We start from the raw sequence: 23,695 nt of genomic DNA on the forward strand, positions 1-23,695 counted from the left end.
GGTGGTTCCGTCCCCGGCGCCCCCCGGCCCGGGGGGGGGGGGCCCGGGGGGGCCGGGGGGGGGGGGGGGGGGGGCCCTACCGGGCGGGGGGGGGGGGGGGGCGGGGGGGGGGGCCCCGGCCCCCCGCCACCGTCACGTCATCGGCTCATGTGCCGTTCACGTGCCGGGCTTGCGCCCGTAGACGTACACGTCGTCGCCGTTCTTCAGCAGGCTCCAGTACTTCTTGGCCTCGCCCGTGCGCATGTTGACGCAGCCGTGGGAGCCGGGCGGGGACCATACGCTCCCGGCGATCGAGTGGAACGCCTGACCGCCGTCGAAGAACTGGCTGTAGGGCATGGCGACCTTGTAGAGCGTCGACCAGTGGTCGATGTTCCGCCAGTAGATCTTCTTCAGCCCGGTGCGGGTCTCGAAGCCGTTCCGCCCGGACCGCACCGGCACCGGCCCGTAGACCAGCCGGGAGCCGTCCTGGATCCAGCTCAGCTGCCGGGTGAGGTCGACGCAGGCGATGCGGCCCCTGTTGGTCGGGCATTTCTTCGCCGCGTTCGGGTTGTGTCCGGCGGCCTTCTGGGTGTTGATCAGGCTCATCACGCCCCAGGTGATCGGACCCGCGTAGCCGATCGTCGGGCTGATGCCGTGGTTGACCTGGAACTTCTGGATCGCGAGACAGTCCGCCCGCGACTGCCGCCCGTCCACGGGGCGGCCCAGGAACCGCTCGGCCTGCCTCTGGTACGGCCCCACGCTGGTCGTACACGATGACGCGGCCATGGTCGCCGGTGTCACCGATCCGGCCGACCTGCCCAGCGGCCGTGCCTGGGCCGGCCGCGCCTGAGCCTGCGCCGGGCCGGCGACGGCGACCGCGAGCGGCACCGTCATCCCCGCCAGCCCCAGCACGAGGCCCGCGCGCCGGCCACGCCCACCATGCCTGCTTCTGACTGTCCCCACTGCCCCCATGGCCACTCCTCTCGACTGCCTCGCTCTTTACCAGGACAGCTCGCGAGTGCAAACGGTTGCCCCAGGATCGTGTCGAAAAGGTGTCGGAATTGTCTCGGGATTACCTCAGATGATCAGCTCGTCAGGTCCACAGCACGGCGATGAAAATGTTTGCCGTTGTCAAGGCACCCACCGCGCCGAAGGCGGCAGACTCTACCTTCTCCTCGTCGCGCTTCACATACACCAGGCCGAGGATCACGATCAGCAGCGCCAGCTTCACGCCGATCTTGATGTTGTTGACGCTGTTGTCGTCGGCCTGATTGAGCCCGACCAGCGCCGCGCCGGTCACCAGCATGGTCAGCGCGCCGTGCAGCATCGCCGGGGTCATCCGGGCCTCGCCCGCGCCCATCGCCTTCAGCTGCGAGAAGAAGCCGCCGAGCAGCGCGCCGATGCCGACGATGTGCAGGCCGACGAACACGTGAATGAGTACGTCCATGGCTCCGGAGACTAACCGCGCGCATATCATCACCCGGCACTCGGGTGGGCCCCTATCGACGCTTCGGTCACGGCCGCCCCACACTCCCGACCACCCCACTCGCCGGGCGATCAGCCGCCGTCACGGGAGCGACGAAATCCGTGCACTCCCGTTCAATCCCCCGCACGACCCCCGGTTTCCGGCCTAACTTCCTCCTCCAGGTGGCAGTCCGCTTCCCGTCAACTGAGGGTCCCCGCCTCACGGCGGACTGCCACCTGCCCGTCCGCTCCCCACGAGGGTCCAGGATCAGCGGAATGTCCTGGAATACCCAAGAAAGACCAGGTGAACCGCCGCAGTGGCGTCGCACAGGAAGCCCAAGCAGCGCTCGCTCACCAGCAGCACCGCCCGCGCGGCCGCGCTCCTCGCCCTCACCGGCGCCGCGTCCGCCACCCTCCTCGACGGCACCGGGCACGCCGAGAACCGCCTCACCCCCGCTCAGGTGAAGGCGAAGGTCGATGCGTACCAGCGGCAGGCCGAGGAGGCCACCGAGCGGTACAACGGTGCGAAGGACACGGCCGACAAGGCCCGTGAGGCGCTGGATGCGCTGCGCGATCAGGCCGCCCGCCGCACCACCCGGCTCAACGCCGCGCGCAACGCCCTCGGCGCCTTCGCCACCGCCCAGTACCGCTCGGGGACGATCGCCCCGGCCCTCCAGCTCGCCCTGTCCTCCTCCCCCGGCCAGTACCTTCAGCGCGCCTCGCTCGCCGAGCGCGCGGGGAACCGCCAGGCCGCACTGATCGCCTCCGTCGGCCGTCAGGAGCGGAAATTACGCCAGGTCCGCGGCGAGGCGGCCGACCGCCTCGCCGCTCTGCGCGCCTCCCAGACGGCGGCCGCCCACCACAAGCGGATCGTCCAGCAAAGGCTCGCCGCCGCCGATCGCCTCCTCGACCAGCTGACCCTCGAGCAGCGGCAGCGCCTGCTGGCGGCCCAGGACGGCGACAAGGCCGGTGCCGACGGCACCGCCTCCCCCACCGCGGGCCGCGCCGCCCGCGCCGTCTCCTACGCCTACGCGGCCCTCGGCAAGCCGTACGTCTGGGGCGCCACCGGCCCCCACGGCTATGACTGCTCGGGGCTCACACAGGCCGCCTGGCGCGCCGCGGGGGTCGCCCTGCCCCGCACCACCTACACCCAGATCAACTCCGGCCGACGCGTCGCGCGCGGCCAACTGGCCCCCGGCGATCTGGTCTTCTTCTACTCCGGCGTCAGTCATGTGGGCCTCTACATCGGCGACGGCCGCATCATCCACGCCCCGCGCCCGGGCGCCCCCGTCCGGGTGGCCTCCGTCGCCGACATGCCCTTCGCGGGAGCGGCCCGCCCGGCATAGCCGTCCCGGGCCGGCGCAGCCGCCCCCGGCCCGGGGCCGGTGGGTTCCGGCTTCGCCTCAGCGGCGATCTGTCGGCGGGGAACAGTGAGTGACGGGGACTTGTCGGCGGGAGGGCGGCGCCTGACGGGGGCCTGTCGGCGGGGTGCCACCGTTTGACGGAGCTCTGTCGGCGGGGCGTCGGTCGCGGCCGTAAGGCTGACATGTGGCCGCGTCAGCCACATTCGGTCACCGGCCCGCCGCCCTCACGAACGCCAGGAGCCCCGTATGCCTTCCGCCGCCTCGTCCGCCACCTCGTCCAAAACCCCGACCGATGCCTCGACCGCGCCATGGGACGTCCATCGGCTGCCGCGCGCCGACGGCAAGACCTTTCTGGTGACCGGCGGCAACGCGGGGATCGGGTACTTCGTCGCCGAGCAGCTCGCCGGTACGGGAGCCACCGTCGTCCTCGGCAGCCGGGACGCGGACAAGGCGGACGCCGCCGTGGCCTCGATCCGCTCCCGGGTCCCCGACGCCCGGGTGCGTCATATCCGGCTGGACCTCGCCGACCTCGCCTCGCTCAAAGCCTCCGCGGAAGCGCTGCGGTCGGACCGTCTGGACGCGGTCGTCCACAACGCCGGGGTGAAGTTCGACCAGCCGGACCGCCGTGAGACCGGGGACGGCCATGAGGCGATGTTCGGGATCAACCACCTCGGGCACTTCGCGCTGACCCACTGGCTGGCACCGCTGCTCGTGGCCGCCCCGGAGGGCCGGGTCGTCACCACGGGCAGCTTCGCGGCCACGTCCGAACGGCTGGACCTGGACGACCTCGAAAGCACCCGGGACTACCGGCCGGACCGCACCTACGGACGGTCGAAACTGGCCCAGATGCTCTTCGGCTTCGAACTCGACCGCCGCCTGAGGACGCCCGGCAGCACGGTGCGGAGCGTGGTCACCCACCCCGGTGGTGCGCTCGACTCCCTCACCCCGCCCCGCCCGCCCCTCCACGCCCCCACGACCGGCGAACGGCTGCGCGGCCTGCCCGCCGGCCTCCTCGTCCAGGGCAAGGAGGCGGCCGCCTGGCCCGCCGTACGGGCGGTCCTCGACCCGTCCGTCAGCGGCGGCCAGCTGTGGGCCCCGAAGATCTTCGGCCTCCGCGGCACCCCCCGCCGCCGGCCCGTCCGAGGTCATCTGGCGGATGCGGAGGTCGCGGCCCGCCTGTGGTCGGCGAGTCGCGACCTGACGGGGGTCGAGCCGGAGTTCGGCCTCGGATGAGGCCCATCCGGGTGCGGCCCGGTTGGTCTGCCGCACCCGGCCGGTGGTGCCGGCGGGCTCAGGCCCTGGTGCCGCCGTCCACGGGGAGGACGACGCCGGTCACATACGAGGCGCGGTCGCTGAGGAGCCAGGCCGCGGCCTGGGCGATCTCGTCCGGGTCGGCGGCGCGGCGCAGCGGGGCGTGGGTGGTGATCCGCTCGACGACGCCGGGGGATTCCGCCTCCCATTCACGGATCATCTCGGTGAGCGTGGCCCCGGGCGCGATGGCGTTGACGCGGATGCCTTCCGGGCCGTACGTGATGGCGGCGGACTCGGTGAGGCTGTTGACCGCGCGCTTCGCGGCGCCGTACGCGGGGAGTTCGGGGTTGCCGCTGAGGCTGCCGACGCTGGAGTTGTTGACGATGGCGCCCGTTCCGGCGGTCGCGCGGATGGCCGCGATCTCGGCGTTCATGGCCAGCCAGGGGCCCCGGAGGTTGACGGCGTAGACGTGGTCGAAGTCGGCCTCCGGCAGCTGGTCCATCGGGCCCGGCCGCTGGCCCGTCGCGCCGTTGTTGAAGGCCACGTCGAGCCGGCCGTACAGCTCCACGGCCCGGTCGACGGCGGCGCGGACGCTCGCCGCGTCGGCCAGGTCGCACACCACGTGATCCGCGGTGCCACCGGCCGCCCGGACCTCCTCGGTGACGGTCTTGAGCTCGGCCTCCGTACGGGCCGCCAGCAGCACCCGGGCGCCCTCCCGGGCGAAGAGGCGCGCCGCGGCGGCGCCGATGCCGCGCCCGGCGCCGGTGATGAAGGCGACCTTGCCGGCCAGCAGGCCGCCGACCGCGGTGGGGGTCGAGGGGTCGAAGGTGGTGTTCGGTGTGTTGTCCATGGTGACGAGCCTGCTGCGGGCGCCGGAGCCCAGCCAGGCACCGGCGGTACCTGGCTGGGCCCACCGCCACGTCGCACACTGAGGGCGTGGACAGACGAGAACTGGCGGCCTTCCTGCGCAGCCGGCGCGAGCGGATCACCCCCGCCGATGTGGGGCTGCCCGCGGGGACGCGGCGCCGCACCCCGGGGCTGCGGCGCGAGGAGGTGGCGCAGCTGGCGTTCATCTCGACCGAGTACTACACGCGGCTGGAGCAGGCCCGCGCCCCGCGTCCGTCCCGCGAGGTGCTGGCCGGGCTGGCCCGGGCCCTGCGGCTGGCGGACGTCGAGCGCACCCATCTCCACCATCTCGCGGGCGCCCCGCCGGGCCCCGCGGCCGGGCCCCCGCGGGAGGTGCGGCAGAGCATCGTGGATCTGCTGCGGCGGCTGCCGAACGCGGCGGCGATCGTGGTCTCCGCGATGTACGAGGTGATCGCGTGGAACGACCTGGCCGCCGCGCTGATGGAGGACTTCTCCGCCCTCTCGCGCCGTGACCGCAACCTGGCCCGCCGCGCGTTCCTCGGGCCGTACCAGGACGAGCGGCGGCTGTACGGGGTGACGGACGCGGGGGAGTTCGCCCGGGCCACGGCCGAGAATCTGCGCGCCGCGGCCGCCCGCTACCCCGGCGACCCCGAGCTGACCGAGCTGGTGGCCGAGTTGCGCGCCGGGAGCCAGGAGTTCGCCCGGCTGTGGGACTCCCACGACGTGTGCGCCCGGCCCACCCTGTGCAAGACGTTCCGCCATCCGCTCGTCGGACCCGTCTCCGTCAACTGCGATGTGCTGGACATCGCCGACCGGGATCAGCGGGTCGTCATCTACACCGCCGACCCCGGCTCACCGTCCGAGGAGGCCCTGAGGCTGCTGTCGGTGATCGGCACGCAGCGCATGGAGGTGCCGGGCTGAGCGGCCGCCGTCCGCCCCCGTTTCCAGCTCAGACCGGTTTCCGGCTCAGACCAGGCGGCGGGCCGTCGCCCAGCGGGTCAGCTCATGGCGGTTGGAGAGCTGGAGCTTGCGCAGCACCGCCGAGACATGGCTCTCGACCGTCTTCACCGAGATGAACAGCTGCTTGGCGATCTCCTTGTAGGCGTAACCGCGCGCGATGAGGCGCAGCACCTCACGCTCGCGCTGGGTGAGCCGGTCCATGTCCTCGTCCACGGGCGGGGCGTCGGTGGAGGCGAAGGCGTCGAGGACGAAACCGGCCAGGCGCGGCGAGAAGACCGCGTCGCCCTCGGAGACCCGGAAGATGGCGTCGACGAGGTCGGTGCCGGTGATGGTCTTGGTCACATAGCCGCGGGCGCCGCCGCGGATGACCCCGATGACGTCCTCGGCGGCATCCGAGACGGAGAGCGCGAGGAAGCGCACCGGACGCTCCTGGTCGGCCATCAGGGAGGCGCTGCGGCGCAGCACCTCGACGCCGCCCCCGCCGGGGAGGTGGACGTCGAGCAGCACGACCTCGGGGCGGGTCGCGGTGATCACGGTCACGGCCTGGTCGACGTCGGCGGCCTCGCCGACCACCTCGACGCCGGTCCGGGCCGTCTCCCCGATCTCGGCCTGCACCCCGGTACGGAACATGCGGTGGTCGTCGACGAGCACGACGCGGACGCGGCGCGGCACGGCGGCCTCGTCGGCCCCGGCGCCTCCGGCCCCGGCCGGACCGGGCGCGGGAACGCCGCCGGCCGGACCCGGCCCGGCCGCGCCCGGGCCACCTGCCATGCCGGGGCCGCCCGCGCCACCTGCCGTGCCGGGGCCGCCCGCGCCACCTGCCGTGCCGGGGTCGCCCGCGCCACCTGCCATACCTGTGCCTCCCGTGGCCCCTGCCGTGCCCGTGCGGCCCGACGCCCCCGTGCCGCCCGACGTGCCCGGGCTGCCCGACGTGCCCGGCGTGCCGCCGGAGGCGGGGATTCCGCCGGTCGCAGCCATGCCGCCGGGCACCGAGGCGCGGCCGGAGCCACCCGGCGCCCGAGAACCACCGGCCGCAGAGGCGGTACCGGACACGCGAGAGCCACCGGCCGCAGAACCGCCACCCGACACGCGAGAGCCGCCCGCCCCGGGGACTCCGCCCGCCGCGGAAGCGCCGCCCCCCATGGGGACACCGTCCGCCATGGGCACGCCGCCCAAGGCCCCCTCGGCCGCCGTGGAACGCGGGCCGCCGAAGGCCGGGGGGCCGCCGCCGAAGGCCGACGGGCCACCGAAAGCAGGGTTGCTGCCCCCGAAAGCCGGGATGCCACCTGGCGCGGCAGGGCCCCCCTCGCCGCCTCGGCTACCGGCCGGCAGGCCATACGCGTCGGTCATATCGTCGCCGCCCTCTCCATCTCCAGCTCCACTTCCGTGCCCCCGTCCGGCGCTGATCTCAGCCGGGCCGTGCCGCCGTTCCGCTGCATCCGGCCGATGATCGACTCGCGTACGCCCATCCGGTCCTCCGGCACCGCGTCCACGTCGAAGCCGGGGCCGCGGTCGCGCACGGAGATGAACACCGTGGCCCCCTCGACCTCGGCGAAGACCTGGACGGCCCCGCCGTCGCCACCGTACTTGGCCGCGTTGACCATCGCCTCGCGCGCCGCCTGTATCTGTGCGCCCAGTTTCTCGTCCAGCGGGCAGTCGCCGACCACCACCACCTCGATCGGGACGCCGTGGTGGTCCTCGACCTCCGCCGCCGTCTTCTTCACCGCCTCCGCGAGGGTGTCCGGCTCCTCGGCCTCGTCCTTGCCCGTGCCCTCCGGCCGGTAGAGCCACGCGCGCAGCTCCCGCTCCTGGGCGCGGGCGAGCCGGGCCACTTCACGGGGCTCCTCCGCGTTCCGCTGGATCAGGGTGAGGGTGTGCAGCACGGAGTCATGGACATGGGCCGCCACCTCCGCCCGCTCCTGCGCGCGGATGCGCATCAGCCGTTCCTCGGAGAGGTCCTGCGTCATCCGCACCACATACGGGCCCACCAGCAGCGCGATGCCGACGAGAACGGCCAGGGCCGCCTGCAGCACGGCCCCCAGGTGTTTGGCCGAACCCTGCAGGACGACGATCCCGGACACCCCGGCCGCCACCAGCACGACCCCCGTGGCGCCACGAGCGAGGGGCAGGACCCGCTTGCTGCGGCTGAGCTCGACCCACTGGGCGCGGCGCGCGTTGTCCGCCTGGCGCCAGAAGAGGGCGACACCCGCGCCGATGAGGAGGAGCGGCCAGATGTAGGTGTTGGCACGGCCGAGATGGAAGCCCTGGATGAAGATGCCCATGCCGACGCAGAGGGCGACCAGCGCGATGATCTGGCCCCGCTCCGGCCTGCGGGCCAGGATCCGGCGGCGGCCGTCGGGGCCCACGGTGGTGAGCGGGCGGGTGGTCATCGTCTCCACACCGCCGACGCCCAGCGGGACGATGAACCAGAAGAGCGCGTAGACGAGGGCGCCGAACCCCTCCGCCATGAACAACGCGACGAAGACGATCCGCACCCACAGGACCGGAAGCCCGAGATGCCCCGCGAGCCCTCGCGCCACACCGCCGAGGAGGCGGCCTTCGGCACTGCGGTAGAGCTTGCGCGGGGGTGGCTCGGGGGTCGTAGGGGGCACGGCGGCGGTCATGGCTCGATCGTCACACGCCCGGCCGATAGTGGGCATCAGGGTCGCCCCTGATCGTTCCCGGACCCGGCGCCCGGAGTCCCTCCCCGGGTTCCCGGCCCCGGCGCCCGGGGTCCCGCCCCGCGGCCCCTCTCAAGACATCCACACATGCCCCATACACCCACACATATCCACACGCATCCACACACGCGCCCGGCCGGCGTCCCGCAGGCGCCCTCGGCCCTCAGCCCTCGACCTCGACCCTGGCCCTCGGCCCTGGCCCTCAGTCCTGGCCCTCGGCTACGCCCTCCTCAGGGGTCGCACGCCGCGACCGGCGGCGGAGGGCGTAGGTGAGGGCCGAGGTCAGGGCCGCCACACACAGGCCGCCCAGGAGCGCCGGGAGGGCGATCTCCGGGCGGACGTCCCACTCTCCGGCCGCGTCCATCCCGTACGCGGCGGCCACGCCCAGGATCACCAGACCGGCCACCAGCTTGCCCGGCTCGAACGCATGGCGGGTCCGGTCGGGGGCCGAGTGATCGAATGAATGGCCGAATGAATGGCCGAATGAATGGCGCCTCATGATCGCTTCACCTCCACGGTGCCCAGCCCCAGCTCCAGCTTCAGCGAGACCGTCCCCTCGGCCTTGCCGCCGCCCGCCGGGCCCAGGGTGAGCTTGCGCTCCCGGCCCGGCCCGATGTCGACGTTGTTGGTCTTCTCGCCCGGAAGCCAGATGTCGCCGATCCCGACGTCGATGTCCAGCTTCACCCGGGCGTCGCGCGGGACCGTCACGGCCAGCTTGCCGGCGCCCATCTCCACCCGGCTGGAGACGGCGCTGCCCGCTTCCAGGGGCAGGCGGTCCAGCTTCAACTCGGCGACGCCGCCGCCCAGCTCATAGCCGCCGCGCAGGGAGTCCACGGAGGTCGGGGCCCAGGTCCGGCGGGCCCAGTCGGGGGTGACGGAATCGGGAAGGGCCGCCGCGCCCGCCAGCAGTGCGCTCGTAAAGAGCGCGAGGAACACCGTGCCGCCACCGGCGCGGCCCCAGCGGGAGCTGATGACGAGGGCCAGCCCGAACACGCCCAGCGCGCAGGCGAACCCGATCTCGAGGCTGGTGCCCAGCGACTGGGAGGACCATCCCGCCCGCGCCCCCACCACGGCGGCGGCGACCGCCACCAGGAAGGCCCAGCCGCCGATCGACGCCCGGTCCCGCACCCGGCGGGCCCGCTCCGCCTTCGCCTCCGCCTTGTCGTACGGGCCGTCGTCCGGCCCCCACAGATAGCCGGTCCGCGACCCGGCGCCGGACCCCGAGGCGAAGCCGAGCGGCCCGGTCGTGCCGTCCTTGACGATCGGGTCGCGCCACCAGGACGGGGCGGGGCCGCCGCGCGTGGGCGGGGCCTTGGTCTCGGGCGGCGCGTCGGCGACCGCCTGGGCCGTGGCCGGGTCCACCGCGCCCACGCTCACCGCCTGGCGGCGGTGGTGCGACCAGTAGCCCGCACCGGCCGCCGCGAGGGCGAGCATGAACGAGAAGTACATGACGCCGCCGTTGTTGAGCATCGACAGGAACAGCCCACAGCCCACCAGCGCCACCAGCACCGCCGTCAGTCCCGGGCCCTCGACCCGCCCCGAGAGCAGCCTGCGCCCCTCGTTCTCGTCCTCGCCGTGGAACGGGATCAGCAGCCAGCAGAAGCCGTACACGATCAGGCCGAGGCCGCCCGCGACGCCCAGCACCGAGAGCACCACCCGGAAGATCACCGGGTCCAGATCGCAGTAGCGGCCGAGCCCTCCGCACACCCCCGAGATCACCTTATGGTCACGACTGCGCCGCAGTGGCGTCTGTGACAGGCGGGAACCGGACGCGGCCTCGGCCTCGTCCGCCACGGTGGGTGCTTCGGTCATGCCTCCATGGTGACAACAGGGCCGTATCCGCGACATCCGGCATGCCCCTAGGTCTTCCCTGAGATCTCCCCAAGGGTCACGACGGCTATCGTGTCGCATCGAACGTGTGCGGGAGGGGACAGCGGTGTCGGACGAAGGCCACCTGATAGCCGGACGTTACCGCCTGGTCGAGAAGATCGGCCGTGGCGGCATGGGCACGGTGTGGCGCGCGGAGGACGAACTGCTGGGCCGCCAGGTGGCGGTCAAGCAGCTCTATGTCTCTCCACACCTCGCCGAGGACGAGCTGACGACGCTGCATGAACGCACTCGCCGCGAGGCGCGCAGCGCGGCCCGCATCACCCACCCCAATGTGGTCGTGGTCCATGACGTGGTGGACCACTACGGACTGCCGTGCATCGTCATGGAGTACGTGCCCTCCACGACCCTCGCCGACCTGCTGAAGAACGGTGGACGGGTCGCCCCCGACGAGGCCGCCCGCATCGGCCGCGGCATGGTCGCCGCCCTGCGCGCCGCGCACGCGGCCGGGGTGCTGCACCGGGACGTCAAGCCCGGCAATGTGCTGCTCGGCCCCGAAGGCCGGGTCGTGCTCACGGACTTCGGCATCGCGATGGCCACCGGCACCTCGACGCTGACCAAGACCGGCGAGGTCGTCGGCTCCATCGACTACATCGCGCCCGAGCGGGTCAGGGGCCGCAAGCCCGGCCCCGCGTCGGACCTCTGGGCGCTGGGGGCGACGCTCTACCAGGCGGTCGAGGGGCGTCCGCCGTTCCGCAAGGCCACGGCGATCGAGACGGGTTACGCGATCGCCGTCGATCCGCTGGACCCGCCCAAACAGGCGGGGGCGCTGGGTCCGCTGATCGAGCGCCTGCTGGCGAAGGAGCCGGAGCTGCGGCCCTCGGCGGAGGAAACCGAACAGGCGCTGCGGATGCCGGCGGCGGAGGCGGAGACGACATCGCTGTCGACGCCGCCGCTCGACGCGACCATGAATCTGTCGACGCGACGGGAGCCCGGCGCGGCCACGGGCGGGACCACGAGCACCACATCCCACGCCTCGCCGAACCCGCCCACGACATCGACCCCGTATTCACACACGGCCCACACACCGAGCACGCCGCACACGCCGAGCGCGCCGAACGGTCCACACACACCGAGCACTCCGCACCCCTCGGACCCACGGCTTGCGCACCAGACCCCGCCGGGCACCGGGAACACGCCGAGCCCGCAACACAGCTCGGGCACCGGGAACATCCCCGGCCAGCAGCACACCCCGCCCACGTCCACGCCGTTCACCGCGTCGACGCCGTCCATGACGACACCGACACCGGTGCCCCCGCCCGCTCCCGCCCCGGCGCGCAAGAGCCGCAAGGCGGTACGGACGGCCGTGGCGGCCTCCCTCGCGGTCGTGACCGTGGCGGGCGGCGTCTATCTGTTCGGCTTCGACCACGACAACGGCCAGAAGAACGGCGGAGGTCAGTCCTCCGCCACGGACACGCCGTCGTCCGTCGCGAACAAGCCGTACACCCCGCCGTCCGGCTACCACATCGTCACCGAGAGGAAGTTCGGCTTCTCCCTGCCCATCCCCGACGGCTGGTCCCGTCAGGAGAAGTCCGACCCCGACGGCAATACGGTCGACCGCACCCAGGAGGTCCGCTACCTCGACCCCAACGGGCTGGTCGGTCTGCGGATCAACGTCCTGGACTTCGCCTCCGGTGACCAGGTCCAGCACTTCGAGGACCTCGAGGTCGGGTTCAAGGACAAGAAGGCATACCCGATCTACGAGCGGTTGCGGCTGCAGGAGACGAAGTACCAGGGCTTGCCCGCCGCGATCTGGGAGTTCAAGTTCCGCGGCGAGGTCCGGATGTACCGCGCGATCGACCTCGGCTTCGGCAAGGAGGGCGAGAAGGAGTACGCGATCTACCTGAGCGGCCCGGACGCGGACTGGGGCACCACCCGGCCGATCTTCGACGAGGTCCGGGACGGCTTCCGCATCCTCAGCTGACGGGCCGGGACCCGGGGCCCCGGCCACGCCCTGCGCGAAGAGCCACCCGCCCTACAGGTCCTGCGCAAAGCGTCACGACCCACGTGAAGCGTCACGACCTACGTGAAGAGCTGCGAGCCCTGCCGGCGACGGCGCCTGGAGATGGCGACGTCCAGGGAGAGATACGGCGCCCCCGCCAGCACCAGCGGCAGCCACGCCATCAGATAGGCCAGGTCGTTGCCGTAGTAGTAGGGGTCCGACTGCCAGCTGACCGTGAGCCACAGGCTCAGCGAGATCAGCGCGCCGCCGAAGGCGGCCAGGCGGGAGAGGAGGCCCACCAGGATGCCGAGGCCGACGGCCAGTTCGCCATAGGCCATGGCGTAGCCGAACGCGGTGGGGTCCTTGAGGGCCTGGTCGACCATCCACGGCAGGGCCGAGCTGTCCCGCACCTGACGCATCAGCTCGCCGATCGAGCCGGTGCCCGAGTCGGACAGGAAGGCCGAGTCGGTGAGTTTGTCGATCCCGGCGTAGACGAAGGTGACGCCGAGGAAGATCCGCAGTGGCAGCAGCGCGTAACGGGCGGCCGTGGCCCGGACTCCCACGGGCTGCTGCCCGCCTATGCCGCTCACGCCGTGCACGCTGCCGCCGCTGCCCGCCGTACCCGAACCGGCCATACGATCCGCGTGTCTCATGCCGCCCGCCTCTCCCGTCGCGCCGCTATTTCGTTGCGCGTTCGACAAAACCATACGGAGCGGCAGGCCGGAACGACTCAGTCCATAACATCGATGGGATAGGGGTTGGTCTCCGCGCCCGAGGCCGTCACGACCTGTACATCCACCCGGCCCGGCTCCACGTCCACCGGGACCGGCACCGTGAGCGCGGTGTCCGTCGGGCTGCTGAAGCCTCCGGCGACCGGGACCAGGGGCACATGGACGTGCACCGTGCCGATGCGGACGACCAACTTGGCCAGCCGGTCCGGGTCCTGGGCGCCCGGCGGGACGAAGCCGCTGCCGCGGATCTCGATGTCGTCGCCGGTGCGGATCGGGGCGTCGCGGTCGATGGCGCCCTCCTCGGGGCGGACCCGTACGACGGACAGCACGGTCGGCCGGCCACCCTCCGCGTACTTCCCGGTCAGATACATCACCACCGATACGGCCGCCAGCAGCGCCAGGCCCCACGGCACATCGGGCAGCCGCCACGGCTCGCGGCCGAGGCGGACGGCGGTGTAGGCGAGGGCCGCGGTGTGGACGACGATGTACTGCACATCGGCGAAGCTGCCGCGGCCCGCGTCGTCGGTCAGCAGATCGGCGGCGCGCGGGCGCACGGCCCGCACCTTCTGCAGCCGCTGCGCCCGCACCCGTGCCGCCACGAAGAGCCGTGCCAGTACCGCGGTCACACACGTCAACGCGGCGACCGTAAGGAGCCCGGCGGCATGGTCGAGGGCCAGTCCGTCGGTCAGCCGCTGCCGGTCGCCGGGGGCCACGGCCAGCTCGACGCCGAGCACCAGCACCGCGAAGACCGCGATCAGCAGCCAGGCGGCGGCGACGGCGCGGGAGGTGGAGAGGCGGTTGTCCTCGCCGACGAGCGGGGCGAGCGGGCCGCCGTCCGCGCGGTGCAGCCGGGCGGTGAGGGTCAGCAGCGCGGCGGTGACCACGGCGGCGCTGAGCCCGGCCGTCCGCGCGACCGACCAGCCCGCGCCGATCGCCGTGGCCAACTGAGCGATCAGCAGCACCCCGACCGCGCCCCACACCACGAACACGGTGCGCCGCCATACCCGGTGCCGCCATGCCGAGGTCTCGGCGCGGCCGCTGTCGGCGACCGAACGGGCCGCCTGGGACAGCTCGTCCGAGACCCACTGCCGGGACGCCCCTGCCGAGTGGACGAGGGCCGCTGGAAGGCCCTCTCCGGCCGCGAAACGCTCCCGCAGGGCCACGAACGCGGCCACGGCCCGCCGATGTCCGTCACGGGCCCCCTGAGGGCATTCACAGCCCGTGTGGCCGTGGGGATGCCCATGGGCGTGCTGTCCTTCTGCCGTCGTGGCGTTCTCCGCCGTCTCCACCGCCACGCGGGTCGCTCCGTCGTTCACTCGTTCCGTACGGGACCGCGGGTTCGCACGGCACCGCCCAACTGACAGCTGTTGAGAGGGGATTGTGCCGCACCGCGGAGGGTGTCAGCTCAGCAGGTCCGGCTCATCGCGGGTGATCTGCAGATACAGCGGTTGATAGTTGATCCAGGCCACAAGATCGTTTCCCAGCTGCTCACGCGTCCGCATCGCGTCGCCGTAGTCGATGGGCACCGGCTTGCCCGACGCCTTCGCGGTCAGCTGCACCTGGGCGGCCCGCTCCATCGTGATGAACCACCACGCGGCCGCGTCGACCGAGTCCCCGACCGTCAGCAGACCGCGATTGCGCAGGACGAGGGCCTTGTACCCGCCGAGCGCGGTGGCGATCGCGCGCGCCTCCTCCTCGTCCACGACGACGCCCGTGGTGCCCCCGTAGACCGCGTGGTCCTCGAAGAACGCGCAGACCTCCTGGGTGATCGGCTCCAGCGGCTCGCCGAGCGCGGCCAGCGCGCGGCCGTGCACCGAGCGGCTATGCGCGACGGCCACGACGTCCGGCCGCGCCTGATGCACGGAAGAGTGAACGACAAAGGCCGCCTGATTGACGTGGGAGCGCCCCTCCACCACCTGGCCCGCCTGATTGACGAGGAGCAGATCACTCACGGTGATATGGCCGAAGGGCGTGCCGAAAGGGTTCACCCAGTAGCAGTCGGTGAATTCCGGGTCCCGCACGGTGATGTGCCCCGCGACCCCTTCCTCGTACCCGAACCGCCCGAACAGGCGCAGCGCCGCCGCCAGCCGCTCCTTGCGATAACGGCGCTCGTCGTGGGGGGAGGTGTGCTGCGGGGGCATCGTGAACCGCAGCTGATCGGTCGGTATCGGGGTGGGGGTCTGCGGCTGGGTCTGCGGCTGGTTCGTCATCGGCAGCTCCGCTCCTCGGGGGTGCTGGAGCGGAAGCTACCTCTGGGTATCGCAGGAGGCCAGAGTCAGGGCCTACGGCGATTGATCGCGGTGAGGTCGATCTCGATGGAGAACGGGACGGTCAGGCGGAGCTTGTCGTGGCAGATGCCGGTGAGTTTGTAAGCCTCCGTAGCGCAGTCGAGTTCGTAGACGTAGACAACGGGCAGGCCGCGGTCCTCCTCCACCCGCCAGAAATGCGGCACACCCGCACCGGCGTACTTGCGCGGCTTGACCTCACGGTCACGTGCCCTGGAGTCCGGCGACACGACCTCCACGGCCAGAAGGATCTGCTGAGGGCCGTACCAGGTCTGGTGCGCGTCAAGAATCTCGTAAGCCTGCGTCACCAGGACATCCGGCTCGACCTGGTTCTTCTCATCGAGCCGGACGCTCATCTCCGGCAAGACCTCTGACTCCTCCGGTGCCTGGTTCTCCAAGGCGATCTGGAGCAGTTTCATGACCCGTGCGTGGAACGCGGCGGACTCACGAGGACGAGACTCCCGTCGATCAGCTCCGTGTGCGGAGGAAGATTCGGAAGCCGGTCGAGGTCGTCCGCCGTTCAGCCGCCCTGCGGCGGCGGGGCCACTCGCACTGCCCGTACTGCTCGTCCAGCTCGTACTCGCGTGCGGCGCTCATGATTGCTCCCATGGGACGGAGTCTCGCCTCCGCGCACAGACTACCCAGCGCAAACGGCGACGCCGCCGATCAAACGAATGAGCGACGGCGTCGGCGTTTGACGATCAGATGACGATCTGACCCGGAAGGAGCGTGCCGGTCACTCCCACTCGATGGTGCCGGGCGGCTTGCTCGTGATGTCCAGCACCACTCGGTTGATCTGGTCGACCTCGTTCGTGATGCGGGTCGAGATCCGCGACAGCACGTCGTACGGCAGCCGCGACCAGTCGGCCGTCATCGCGTCCTCCGAGGAGACCGGGCGCAGCACGATCGGGTGGCCGTAGGTGCGGCCGTCGCCCTGGACGCCGACCGAGCGGACGTCGGCGAGCAGGACCACCGGGCACTGCCAGATGTCGCGGTCCAGGCCGGCGGCGGTCAGCTCCTCGCGGGCGATGGCGTCGGCCTCACGCAGCAGGTCCAGGCGCTCCTTGTTGACCTCGCCGACGATGCGGATGCCCAGGCCCGGGCCCGGGAAGGGCTGGCGGTGGACGATCTCGTCCGGGAGGCCGAGCTCCTGGCCGACCATCCGCACCTCGTCCTTGAACAGCCGGCGCAGCGGCTCGACCAGCCGGAACTCGATGTCGTCGGGCAGCCCGCCCACATTGTGGTGGGACTTGATGTTGGCGGTGCCGGTGCCGCCGCCGGACTCCACGACGTCGGGGTAGAGGGTGCCCTGGACCAGGAACTCCACGTCCTCCCCTGCCGCGCCCGCCTCGGCCACCAGCTCGGCCTGGGCCTGCTCGAAGACCCGGATGAACTCCCGGCCGATGATCTTCCGCTTCTCCTCGGGGTCGGACACCCCGGCGAGCGCGGACAGGAACCGCTCCTCGGCCTCGACGACCTTCAGCTGCACCCCGGTGGCCGCCACGAAGTCCTTCTCGACCTGCTCGGACTCGCCCTTGCGCATCAGGCCGTGGTCCACGTAAACGCAGGTCAGCTGGTCGCCGATGGCCTTCTGGACCAGGGCTGCGGCCACCGCGGAGTCCACTCCGCCGGACAGTCCGCAGATCGCGCGCTTGGTGCCGACCTGCTCGCGGATCGCGGCCACGGACTCCTCGACCACATTGGTGGTGGTCCAGGTGGGCTCCAGGCCGGCGCCGCGGTAGAGGAAGTGCTCCAGCACCTGCTGGCCGTGGGTGGAGTGCATCACCTCGGGGTGGTGCTGTACGCCGTACAGCTTGCGCTCCTCGCATTCGAAGGCCGCGACCGGGACCACATCGGTGGACGCGGTGACGGTGAAGCCCTCGGGGGCCTGGGAGCAGGCGTCGCCGTGCGACATCCACACCTGCTGCTCATCGGGGGTGCCCGCGAAGAGCGTCGAGCCCTGCTTGGTGACGGTGAGCGCCGTACGGCCGTACTCCCGCGCCCCCGTGTTGTCCACGGTGCCGCCTAGCGCCCTGGCCATCAGCTGGAAGCCGTAGCACATGCCGAAGACCGGGACGCCTGCCTCGAAGATCGCGCTGTCGAGCGAGGGCGCGCCCTCGGCGTAGACCGACGAGGGGCCGCCGGAGAGAATGATCGCCTTGGGGTTCTTGGCGAGCATCTCGGCCACCGGCATGGTGGACGGAACGATCTCGCTGTAGACCCGGGCCTCACGGACCCTGCGGGCGATGAGCTGGGCGTACTGCGCGCCGAAGTCGACGACCAGGACGGTGTCGGGGGCGGCAGCAGGGGACGCTGATGGCACTTCGGCGGCCTTCCGGCGGTGGTGGCGTGCGGTGGAACCGTCTGCGGCGGGACCGCAGGTTTGGACTTTCGATTCTAACGGGCTCATAATCGACGCCATGTCCACGCACATGACCTTCGTCTTTACCTATGGCACCGGCCCGTCCGGCTGCCATGGTCGTGCTGCGTAAACACTGACAGCGACTTCCCAGGCGCCCCGGGCCGGCAAAGGCCCGGGGCGCTCTGTCTTTCCTCCGGGCTGTTGCCGGACTCCAGGGCTCCGCGATCACGGACCAGGAGATACGGACATGAGCGGCAGCAGTACGGCGACGGAGAGCACGGAGACGACGGACACCGCCGATGTGATCGGCAGCGCGCGGGAGCGGATCGACGCCCTCGACGGGCAGATCCTCGATCTCGTCCGGGAGCGGATGGCCGTCTCGGCCGCCATCCAGGAGGCGCGGATCGCGTCGGGCGGACGGCGGGTGCAGCTCTCCCGCGAGATGGAGATCCTCGACCGCTACCGGCAGCGGCTGGGCAAGCCCGGTACGACACTCGCCATGACGCTGCTGGAGCTGTGCCGGGGCCGGGTCTGACACCGCTGCCTCTCAGCCGGGCGGAGAACCTCCCCACCGGGCGGAGGACCTCCCCACCGAGCGAAGGGGCCCCTCGGACAAGCGAAGGGCCCCGGGGGCGCCCGAACGGGGCGGGCGCCCCCGGGGCCCTAGGCGGTCAGCACCGGCGTCAGGGCAGCGCCGGTGCTGAAGGCGGCGCCGGGGGGTTGCGCCGCTGGCTTCTGGGGCCCGTATGTCAGGGGTGTCTGAACGGCGTACGCCCGCGTGGTCGGACCAATGTCGGGGTGTGACCGGGGGCGTTCTCCCTGTCAGCATCGTGGTGGATGCGGAGCGCCGGGCGCAACCGTTTCGACCGGATACGGTCGGCCCCGGGCGTCCCCGGGACCGGCCGTCCTTGAGGTGATGACCGGGCTGCTGTCCCCTGCCGACCGGTCACCTCGCCGATGCGAGGTCCCACGACGCGCCGCCTGAATCACCACAGGGGCCGCGTCTCATCGCTTCGGCGGATCTGAGCCACGCGTGGATTTTCCGGGCCGCTCCTGGCTGGCGCGGCACCGGGCACAACGATCCCCCGCGCGGGCCGGTCACGCGCCGTACGGGTGATGACGTGCGGGGCCGAGCGCCCGTGGCGGATTCTGTGACCATTCTGTGAGCAACCGTGAAGGCAACCTTTCGGCCATCGGCCTGGTCATGTACGTGCAAAGCACGGCCATCCCGCGCCCCACCGCGACGGCCCTCCACATGCGTATCGCCCCCAGGGGATACGTACGGACCCAGAAGAGGTCTTCATGAAGCTACGCCGCGCCTTGGCGGCTGCCGCAGCGACGGCCGCCATAGCCCCTGCCGCGCTCCTGGCGGCCCCCGCTGCCTTCGCGGAGACGTCGCCGAGCGAGAGCCCGTCGCCGTCCGCCTCCGAGACGGTCACACCGTCTCCGCAGGACCCGTCGCCGTCGGAGACCACTCCGACCGCCGATCCCACGCCGACCACCCCGTCGCCGTCCACGAGCGCCACCCAGGCTCCGACCCCCGGCGACACTCCCTCGTCCACCCCGACCGAGACCGCCACCCCGACCCCGACATCGACCGAGGAACCGGGCGACGGCGAGTGCGCGGACGACGGGGACTACAACGAGGACCCGGAGCTCAGCACGACCCTGGTAGGCCTGCCGTCGAAGGTCGTGGCGGGCAGCGGCTTCCACGGCTTCACGTTCCAGGTGAAGAACGACTCGGACCGCAGCTACCAGCGGGTCGACTTCGGGCTCTTCGCGGGCACGGTGCACGAGTCCGCCCCGGACGGGACGGGCAAGTACCTGACCCTGCAGTACAAGGACCCCGAGACCGGCGCCTGGAAGGCGATCTCCACCGACGAGAACGACGCGGGCTCCGGCTACATCGGCTACACCGATGTGCGTCCGCACGAGACCCTCAAGGTCGACCTCCGGCTGAGCGTCGCCAAGAGCGCGCCCGAGGGCTTCGGCTATGCCATCAGCGTCGGCGTGTACGCGGACGACGAGGGCAACTGCGTCTACTCGACCGGTGAGTACTACGAGTTCGACGTGCTGAAGGCGGGTTCGGAGCCCGGCGAGGTGCCGCCGGCCGACCCGAAGCCGCAGGGCGGGAAGAAGCCGCTGCCGCAGAAGCCGGAAGGCAACACGGAGATCAGCCCGCAGGGCAGCCTGGCCGAAACGGGTTCCTCCTCGGCGCTGCCGATGATCGCCCTGATCGGCGGTGTGGCGATGGCCGCGGGCGGAGGCGCGGTCTTCGTGGTCCGCCGCCGTCGCGCCACCGTCTGACGGTCCTGGGCCTGACGGTTCTTGAGGGCGGGGCGGGCTGGTCACCGGCCCGTCCCGCCCCCTCCGTCAGACCGAGGGGCCCGGCGGGACCTTCGGCACCGGCAGCAGCGGGAGCCTCAGGGCGCCGAAGGCGTCCGCCGGTACGGCGGGGCTGCCCGGCGGGACGGGCTGGAGGCGCTCGTACGGCGCCTCCGGGGCCGGGCGGGGGTCGGGCTCGCCCTTGTTGGGCCACAGGGACATCGCCCGCTCGGCCTGGGCCGTGATGGTCAGGGACGGGTTGACGCCCAGGTTGGCCGAGACGGCGGCGCCGTCGACCACATGGATGCCCGGATGGCCGTAGAGCCGGTGGTACGGGTCGATGACGCCCTCCTCCGGGGACGCCCCGATCGGACAGCCGCCGAGGAAGTGGGCGGTCAGCGGAGTGCCCATGAGCTCGCCCACGTTGCTGCCCGCGAAGCCGTTGATCGAGTCGGCGATATGGCGGGCGGCCTCGGCGCCTTCGGGGATGTGGTCCGGGTTGGGCTCGCCATGGCCCTGGCGGGCGGTGAGCAGCCCCTTCCCCGGCCCCTTCGGCTTGCGGTAGGTGGTCAGCGAGTTGTCGTGCGTCTGCATGACCAGGCCGATGATGGTGCGCTCGGACCAGCGGCGGTTGGACAGCGAGCGCACGGCCAGGCTGGGATGCCGGAGGTTGGCGCCCAGGAACCGCAGCCAGCGCGGAAGACGGCCGCCGTGCGGGATCTGCAGGATGGAGAGCATCCCCATCGCGTTGGAACCCTTGCCGTAGCGGACCGGCTCGATATGGGTGTTCTCGTCGGGGTGGATGGACGAGGTGATCGCGACACCCCGGGTGAAGTCCGCCCGTTCCTCCCCGCCCCGGGCCCGGCGGTAGCGGCGGTCGGTGGTCTGCGCGCCCACCAGGGCCTCGGAGTTGGTGCGGGTGAGGATGCCGAGCCGCTCCGAGAGGCGCGGCAACAGCCCCTTGTCCCGCATCGTGTGCAGCAGCGTCTGGGTGCCGTACGTACCGGCGGCGAGGACGACGTACCGGGAGCGCAGCGCCTTCGGCTTGCCCTTACGGCGGTTGTCGGTCGGGACGGTGGTGACCGTATAGCCGCCGTGCGGATCGTCGCAGAGGGCGACGACGGTCGTCATCGGGTGGACGACGGCGCCGGCCCGTTCGGCGAGGTGGAGATAGTTCTCGTTGAGGGTGTTCTTGGCGCCGTGGCGGCAGCCGGTCATGCACTCACCGCACTCCGTGCACGCCTTACGGGTGGGGCCTGAGCCGCCGAAGTACGGGTCGGGCACAGCCTGGCCCGGCTCGGCCCTCGCGGCGCCGTCGGCGTCGTGGCCGTCCCCGAAGAAGACCCCCACGGGCGCCATATGGAAGGTGTCCCCCACGCCCATCTTCTCGGCGGCCGCCTTGAGGTGGACATCGGAGGGGGTGAGGGTTCGGTTGAGGCGCGCTCCGAGCATCCGCCGCGCCTGGTCGTAGTAAGGGCGCAGTTCCTCCTGCCAGTCGGTGATGTGCCCCCACTGGCGGTCCCGGAAGAACGGCTCGGGCGGTACGTAGAGCGTGTTGGCGTAGTTGAGCGAGCCGCCCCCGACCCCGGCGCCCGCCAGCACCATGACCTTGCCGAGGACATGGATGCGCTGGATGCCGAAGCAGCCGAGCGACGGGGCCCAGAGGTAGTTGCGGAGGTCCCAGGAACTTTTGGGCAGGGTTTCGGGGGTGAAGCGACGGCCCGCCTCCAGGACGCCGACCCGATAGCCCTTCTCGGTCAGGCGCAGGGCCGATACCGACCCGCCGAATCCCGAGCCGATCACGATCACGTCGTAGTCGAAGTCGCCGTCGTCGCTGTCATCGTTACCGCCGCGTTCGTCGCGGTCATCGAGCGCGCCGACCGCGTCGACGGCGTCGAAGTCCTCGTCGTGCCCGGGCTCTTGCTGCCGGTTTTGGGCAGACTTCTCCCCTGCCACTGGTACCTCCATTGGAATGTGCTGGTCAGCGCAGGCGCAGTGCCTTGAGCGCGCGCAGGCTGCGGGTCATGAAGTCCGCGTATTTCTCGTCCGTCATCCCGAAGGCCGGGCCGAGCGGCATCAGCCGCTGCTGGGCGACCGTCTGCGGCTCGGTGAACCGGAGGATGCCCTCGGAGCCGTGGCGGCGGCCGAGCCCGGAGTCGCCCATGCCGCCCATCGGGGAGGCAACGCTGCCGAAGGCGGCGGCATAGCTCTCGTTGAGGTTGACCGTGCCCGCGCGCAGCCGGGTGGCGATCGCGCGTCCCCGCCGGGCGTCCTTGGTCCAGACACTGGCGTTCAGGCCGTAGGAAGTGGCGTTGGCGCGCTCGATCGCCTCGCCCTCGTCGCGGAAACGGTAGACGGAGACGACCGGGCCGAAGGTCTCCTCGGCGCAGACGGCCATCGGGGACTCCACACCGTCCAGGATCGTCGGCTCGTAGAAGTACGGGCCGATGTCCGGGCGGGCGCGGCCGCCGGCGAGCACCGTGGCGCCCTTGGAGACGGCCTCGTCCACATGGCGGGTGACGGTCTCCAGTTGGCGCTCCGAGACGAGCGAGCCCATCTCCGCCCCGTACGCGAGGGCGGTGCCGAGCCGCATGGCCTTCGTACGGGCGACGAAGCGCTCCAGGAAGGCGTCCGCGATCGACTCGTGGACGTACAGCCGTTCCATGGAGATGCACAGCTGCCCGGCGGAGGCGAAGCTGCCGCGCACCGCGCCGTCGACCGCGCGGGCGAGGTCGGCGTCGCGCAGCACCAGCATGGCGTTCTTACCACCGAGTTCGAGGGAGCAGCCCACCAGGCGGGCGGCGGCGGCCTGGGCCACCTCGCGGCCGGTGCGGGTGGAGCCGGTGAACGCGACGTAGTCGGCGTGCTCGACCACGGCGGGGCCGACCACCGGGCCGTCCCCGATCACGACCTGCCACACCCCGGCCGGCAGTCCGGCCTCCACCATCAGCTCGCGCGCCCACAGGGCGGACAGCGCGGTCTCGGTGTCGGGCTTCATCACCACGGCGTTGCCCGCCACGAAGGCGGGTATCGCATCGCCCACTGAGAGCTGGAGGGGGTAGTTCCAGGGCGCTATGAGGCCGACGACCCCGCGCGGCTGGCGCAGTTCGGTGACCTTGGTGAGGGTGGGCACCGCGCCCAGATGCCCCTTGGGGCGCAGATAGGCGGGCGCCTTACGGCCGTAATGGCGGGCCACGATGGCGACGCCCTGGACCTCCTCCTGGGCGTGCAGCCGGGTCTTGCCGGTCTCCAGCTGGATCAGGTCCAGGATCTCCGGCTGGCGGCGCAGCAGCAGATCGTGGAAGCGGAGGAGGACGGCGGCGCGCCGGCGGACCGGGGTCGCGGCCCAGGCCCGCTGGGCGGCACGGGCGTTCTCATACGCGGTGGCGACGTCCTCGGGGGTGGACTCGGGCAGGGCGGAGGCGAGGACGTCCCCCGTGAACGGGGTGTGGCTGACGGTGGTACCGCTGCCGGCGACGCCCCGGGTGAGCCGGGTGATCAGCTCGGGGGTGACGACGTCGGCGGCGGTGCGGGTGCCTTCGGGGGCGACCGGGTTTCCGGTGCCGCCCTGCGTTATGTGCGAGTCCGTCATGGGGG

The 23,695-nt window shown here is 72.0% G+C and carries 19 protein-coding genes and 1 pseudogene; 6 read left to right on the forward strand and 14 right to left on the reverse strand.

Features of this window, described 5'->3' with window-relative positions; all coding sequences use genetic code 11:
• Window positions 1–156: 156 nt before the first annotated feature.
• Together ACFYOY_RS45390 and ACFYOY_RS45395 are read right to left on the reverse strand one after the other, a co-directional pair.
• Window positions 157–951, reverse strand: coding sequence for a L,D-transpeptidase (locus ACFYOY_RS45390; protein WP_388593777.1), 795 nt, complete (start codon window positions 949–951; stop codon window positions 157–159).
• A 121-nt stretch (window positions 952–1,072) separates the two neighbouring features.
• Window positions 1,073–1,426 carry a hypothetical protein gene (locus ACFYOY_RS45395; protein ID WP_351881384.1) on the reverse strand — a complete coding sequence of 118 codons (354 nt, stop codon included), beginning with the start codon at window positions 1,424–1,426 and terminating at the stop codon, window positions 1,073–1,075.
• Between the two features lie 334 nt (window positions 1,427–1,760).
• On the opposite strand from ACFYOY_RS45395, the gene ACFYOY_RS45400 reads away from it, so the two are divergent.
• Complete coding sequence (locus ACFYOY_RS45400) at window positions 1,761–2,789, forward strand: C40 family peptidase (RefSeq protein ID WP_351881387.1); 1,029 nt, start codon at window positions 1,761–1,763, stop codon at window positions 2,787–2,789.
• 264 nt (window positions 2,790–3,053) lie between these two features.
• Window positions 3,054–4,040 carry an SDR family NAD(P)-dependent oxidoreductase gene (locus ACFYOY_RS45405; protein ID WP_351881390.1) on the forward strand — a complete coding sequence of 329 codons (987 nt, stop codon included), beginning with the start codon at window positions 3,054–3,056 and terminating at the stop codon, window positions 4,038–4,040.
• 58 nt (window positions 4,041–4,098) lie between these two features.
• On the opposite strand, the gene ACFYOY_RS45410 is transcribed toward ACFYOY_RS45405, so the two are convergent.
• Complete coding sequence (locus ACFYOY_RS45410) at window positions 4,099–4,908, reverse strand: SDR family NAD(P)-dependent oxidoreductase (protein WP_351881393.1); 810 nt, start codon at window positions 4,906–4,908, stop codon at window positions 4,099–4,101.
• An 86-nt stretch (window positions 4,909–4,994) separates the two neighbouring features.
• On the opposite strand from ACFYOY_RS45410, the gene ACFYOY_RS45415 reads away from it, so the two are divergent.
• Window positions 4,995–5,846 carry a helix-turn-helix transcriptional regulator gene (locus ACFYOY_RS45415; protein ID WP_351881395.1) on the forward strand — a complete coding sequence of 284 codons (852 nt, stop codon included), beginning with the start codon at window positions 4,995–4,997 and terminating at the stop codon, window positions 5,844–5,846.
• 45 nt (window positions 5,847–5,891) lie between these two features.
• On the opposite strand, the gene ACFYOY_RS45420 is transcribed toward ACFYOY_RS45415, so the two are convergent.
• The 4 genes from ACFYOY_RS45420 to ACFYOY_RS45435 form a co-directional block, all read right to left on the reverse strand.
• A complete protein-coding gene (locus ACFYOY_RS45420; RefSeq protein ID WP_388593811.1) occupies window positions 5,892–6,656 on the reverse strand; it encodes a LuxR C-terminal-related transcriptional regulator in 765 nt (254 codons plus the stop codon).
• 575 nt (window positions 6,657–7,231) lie between these two features.
• The gene (locus tag ACFYOY_RS45425) at window positions 7,232–8,509 is read right to left on the reverse strand and encodes a PspC domain-containing protein (RefSeq protein WP_351881401.1); all 1,278 of its coding nucleotides are present in this window, start codon (window positions 8,507–8,509) and stop codon (window positions 7,232–7,234) included.
• Between the two features lie 259 nt (window positions 8,510–8,768).
• Window positions 8,769–9,065, reverse strand: coding sequence for a hypothetical protein (locus tag ACFYOY_RS45430; protein ID WP_351881404.1), 297 nt, complete (start codon window positions 9,063–9,065; stop codon window positions 8,769–8,771).
• Window positions 9,062–10,378: a PspC domain-containing protein gene (locus ACFYOY_RS45435; protein ID WP_388593782.1), complete on the reverse strand. Its 1,317-nt coding sequence runs from the start codon at window positions 10,376–10,378 to the stop codon at window positions 9,062–9,064. The genes ACFYOY_RS45430 and ACFYOY_RS45435 overlap by 4 nt, the downstream gene beginning before the upstream one ends.
• Before the next feature lie 124 nt (window positions 10,379–10,502).
• Between ACFYOY_RS45435 and ACFYOY_RS45440 the strand changes: the two genes are divergently transcribed.
• Window positions 10,503–12,377 carry a protein kinase gene (locus ACFYOY_RS45440; RefSeq protein ID WP_351881410.1) on the forward strand — a complete coding sequence of 625 codons (1,875 nt, stop codon included), beginning with the start codon at window positions 10,503–10,505 and terminating at the stop codon, window positions 12,375–12,377.
• Window positions 12,378–12,475: 98 nt separating this feature from the next.
• On the opposite strand, the gene ACFYOY_RS45445 is transcribed toward ACFYOY_RS45440, so the two are convergent.
• The 5 genes and pseudogenes from ACFYOY_RS45445 to guaA all read right to left on the reverse strand — a co-directional run bounded on the left by ACFYOY_RS45445 (window position 12,476) and on the right by guaA (window position 17,734).
• Complete coding sequence (locus ACFYOY_RS45445) at window positions 12,476–13,048, reverse strand: DoxX family protein (protein ID WP_351881413.1); 573 nt, start codon at window positions 13,046–13,048, stop codon at window positions 12,476–12,478.
• A 77-nt stretch (window positions 13,049–13,125) separates the two neighbouring features.
• Window positions 13,126–14,421, reverse strand: coding sequence for a hypothetical protein (locus ACFYOY_RS45450; protein ID WP_351881416.1), 1,296 nt, complete (start codon window positions 14,419–14,421; stop codon window positions 13,126–13,128).
• Between the two features lie 105 nt (window positions 14,422–14,526).
• On the reverse strand, window positions 14,527–15,336 hold the full coding sequence (locus tag ACFYOY_RS45455; RefSeq protein WP_351881418.1) for a class II aldolase/adducin family protein: 810 nt from the start codon (window positions 15,334–15,336) through the stop codon (window positions 14,527–14,529).
• A 65-nt stretch (window positions 15,337–15,401) separates the two neighbouring features.
• Window positions 15,402–16,008, reverse strand: a pseudogene (locus tag ACFYOY_RS45460) (Uma2 family endonuclease).
• 139 nt (window positions 16,009–16,147) lie between these two features.
• Entirely contained in the window at window positions 16,148–17,734 is a 1,587-nt protein-coding gene (gene guaA, locus ACFYOY_RS45465; protein ID WP_351881421.1) for a glutamine-hydrolyzing GMP synthase, read from the reverse strand.
• A 286-nt stretch (window positions 17,735–18,020) separates the two neighbouring features.
• On the opposite strand from guaA, the gene ACFYOY_RS45470 reads away from it, so the two are divergent.
• Window positions 18,021–18,308 carry a chorismate mutase gene (locus ACFYOY_RS45470; RefSeq protein WP_351881424.1) on the forward strand — a complete coding sequence of 96 codons (288 nt, stop codon included), beginning with the start codon at window positions 18,021–18,023 and terminating at the stop codon, window positions 18,306–18,308.
• Window positions 18,309–19,075: 767 nt separating this feature from the next.
• The gene (locus tag ACFYOY_RS45475; RefSeq protein WP_388593787.1) at window positions 19,076–20,080 is read left to right on the forward strand and encodes an LAETG motif-containing sortase-dependent surface protein; all 1,005 of its coding nucleotides are present in this window, start codon (window positions 19,076–19,078) and stop codon (window positions 20,078–20,080) included.
• Between the two features lie 66 nt (window positions 20,081–20,146).
• On the opposite strand, the gene ACFYOY_RS45480 is transcribed toward ACFYOY_RS45475, so the two are convergent.
• Both ACFYOY_RS45480 and ACFYOY_RS45485 read right to left on the reverse strand, forming a co-directional pair.
• Window positions 20,147–22,054, reverse strand: coding sequence for a GMC oxidoreductase (locus ACFYOY_RS45480; RefSeq protein ID WP_388593790.1), 1,908 nt, complete (start codon window positions 22,052–22,054; stop codon window positions 20,147–20,149).
• Between the two features lie 25 nt (window positions 22,055–22,079).
• Window positions 22,080–23,690, reverse strand: coding sequence for a succinic semialdehyde dehydrogenase (locus ACFYOY_RS45485; RefSeq protein ID WP_351881430.1), 1,611 nt, complete (start codon window positions 23,688–23,690; stop codon window positions 22,080–22,082).
• Window positions 23,691–23,695 lie beyond the last annotated feature (5 nt).

Origin of the sequence: Streptomyces sp. NPDC007875, assembly GCF_042868035.1 — a bacterium.
GTDB lineage: Bacteria > Actinomycetota > Actinomycetes > Streptomycetales > Streptomycetaceae > Streptomyces > Streptomyces antimycoticus.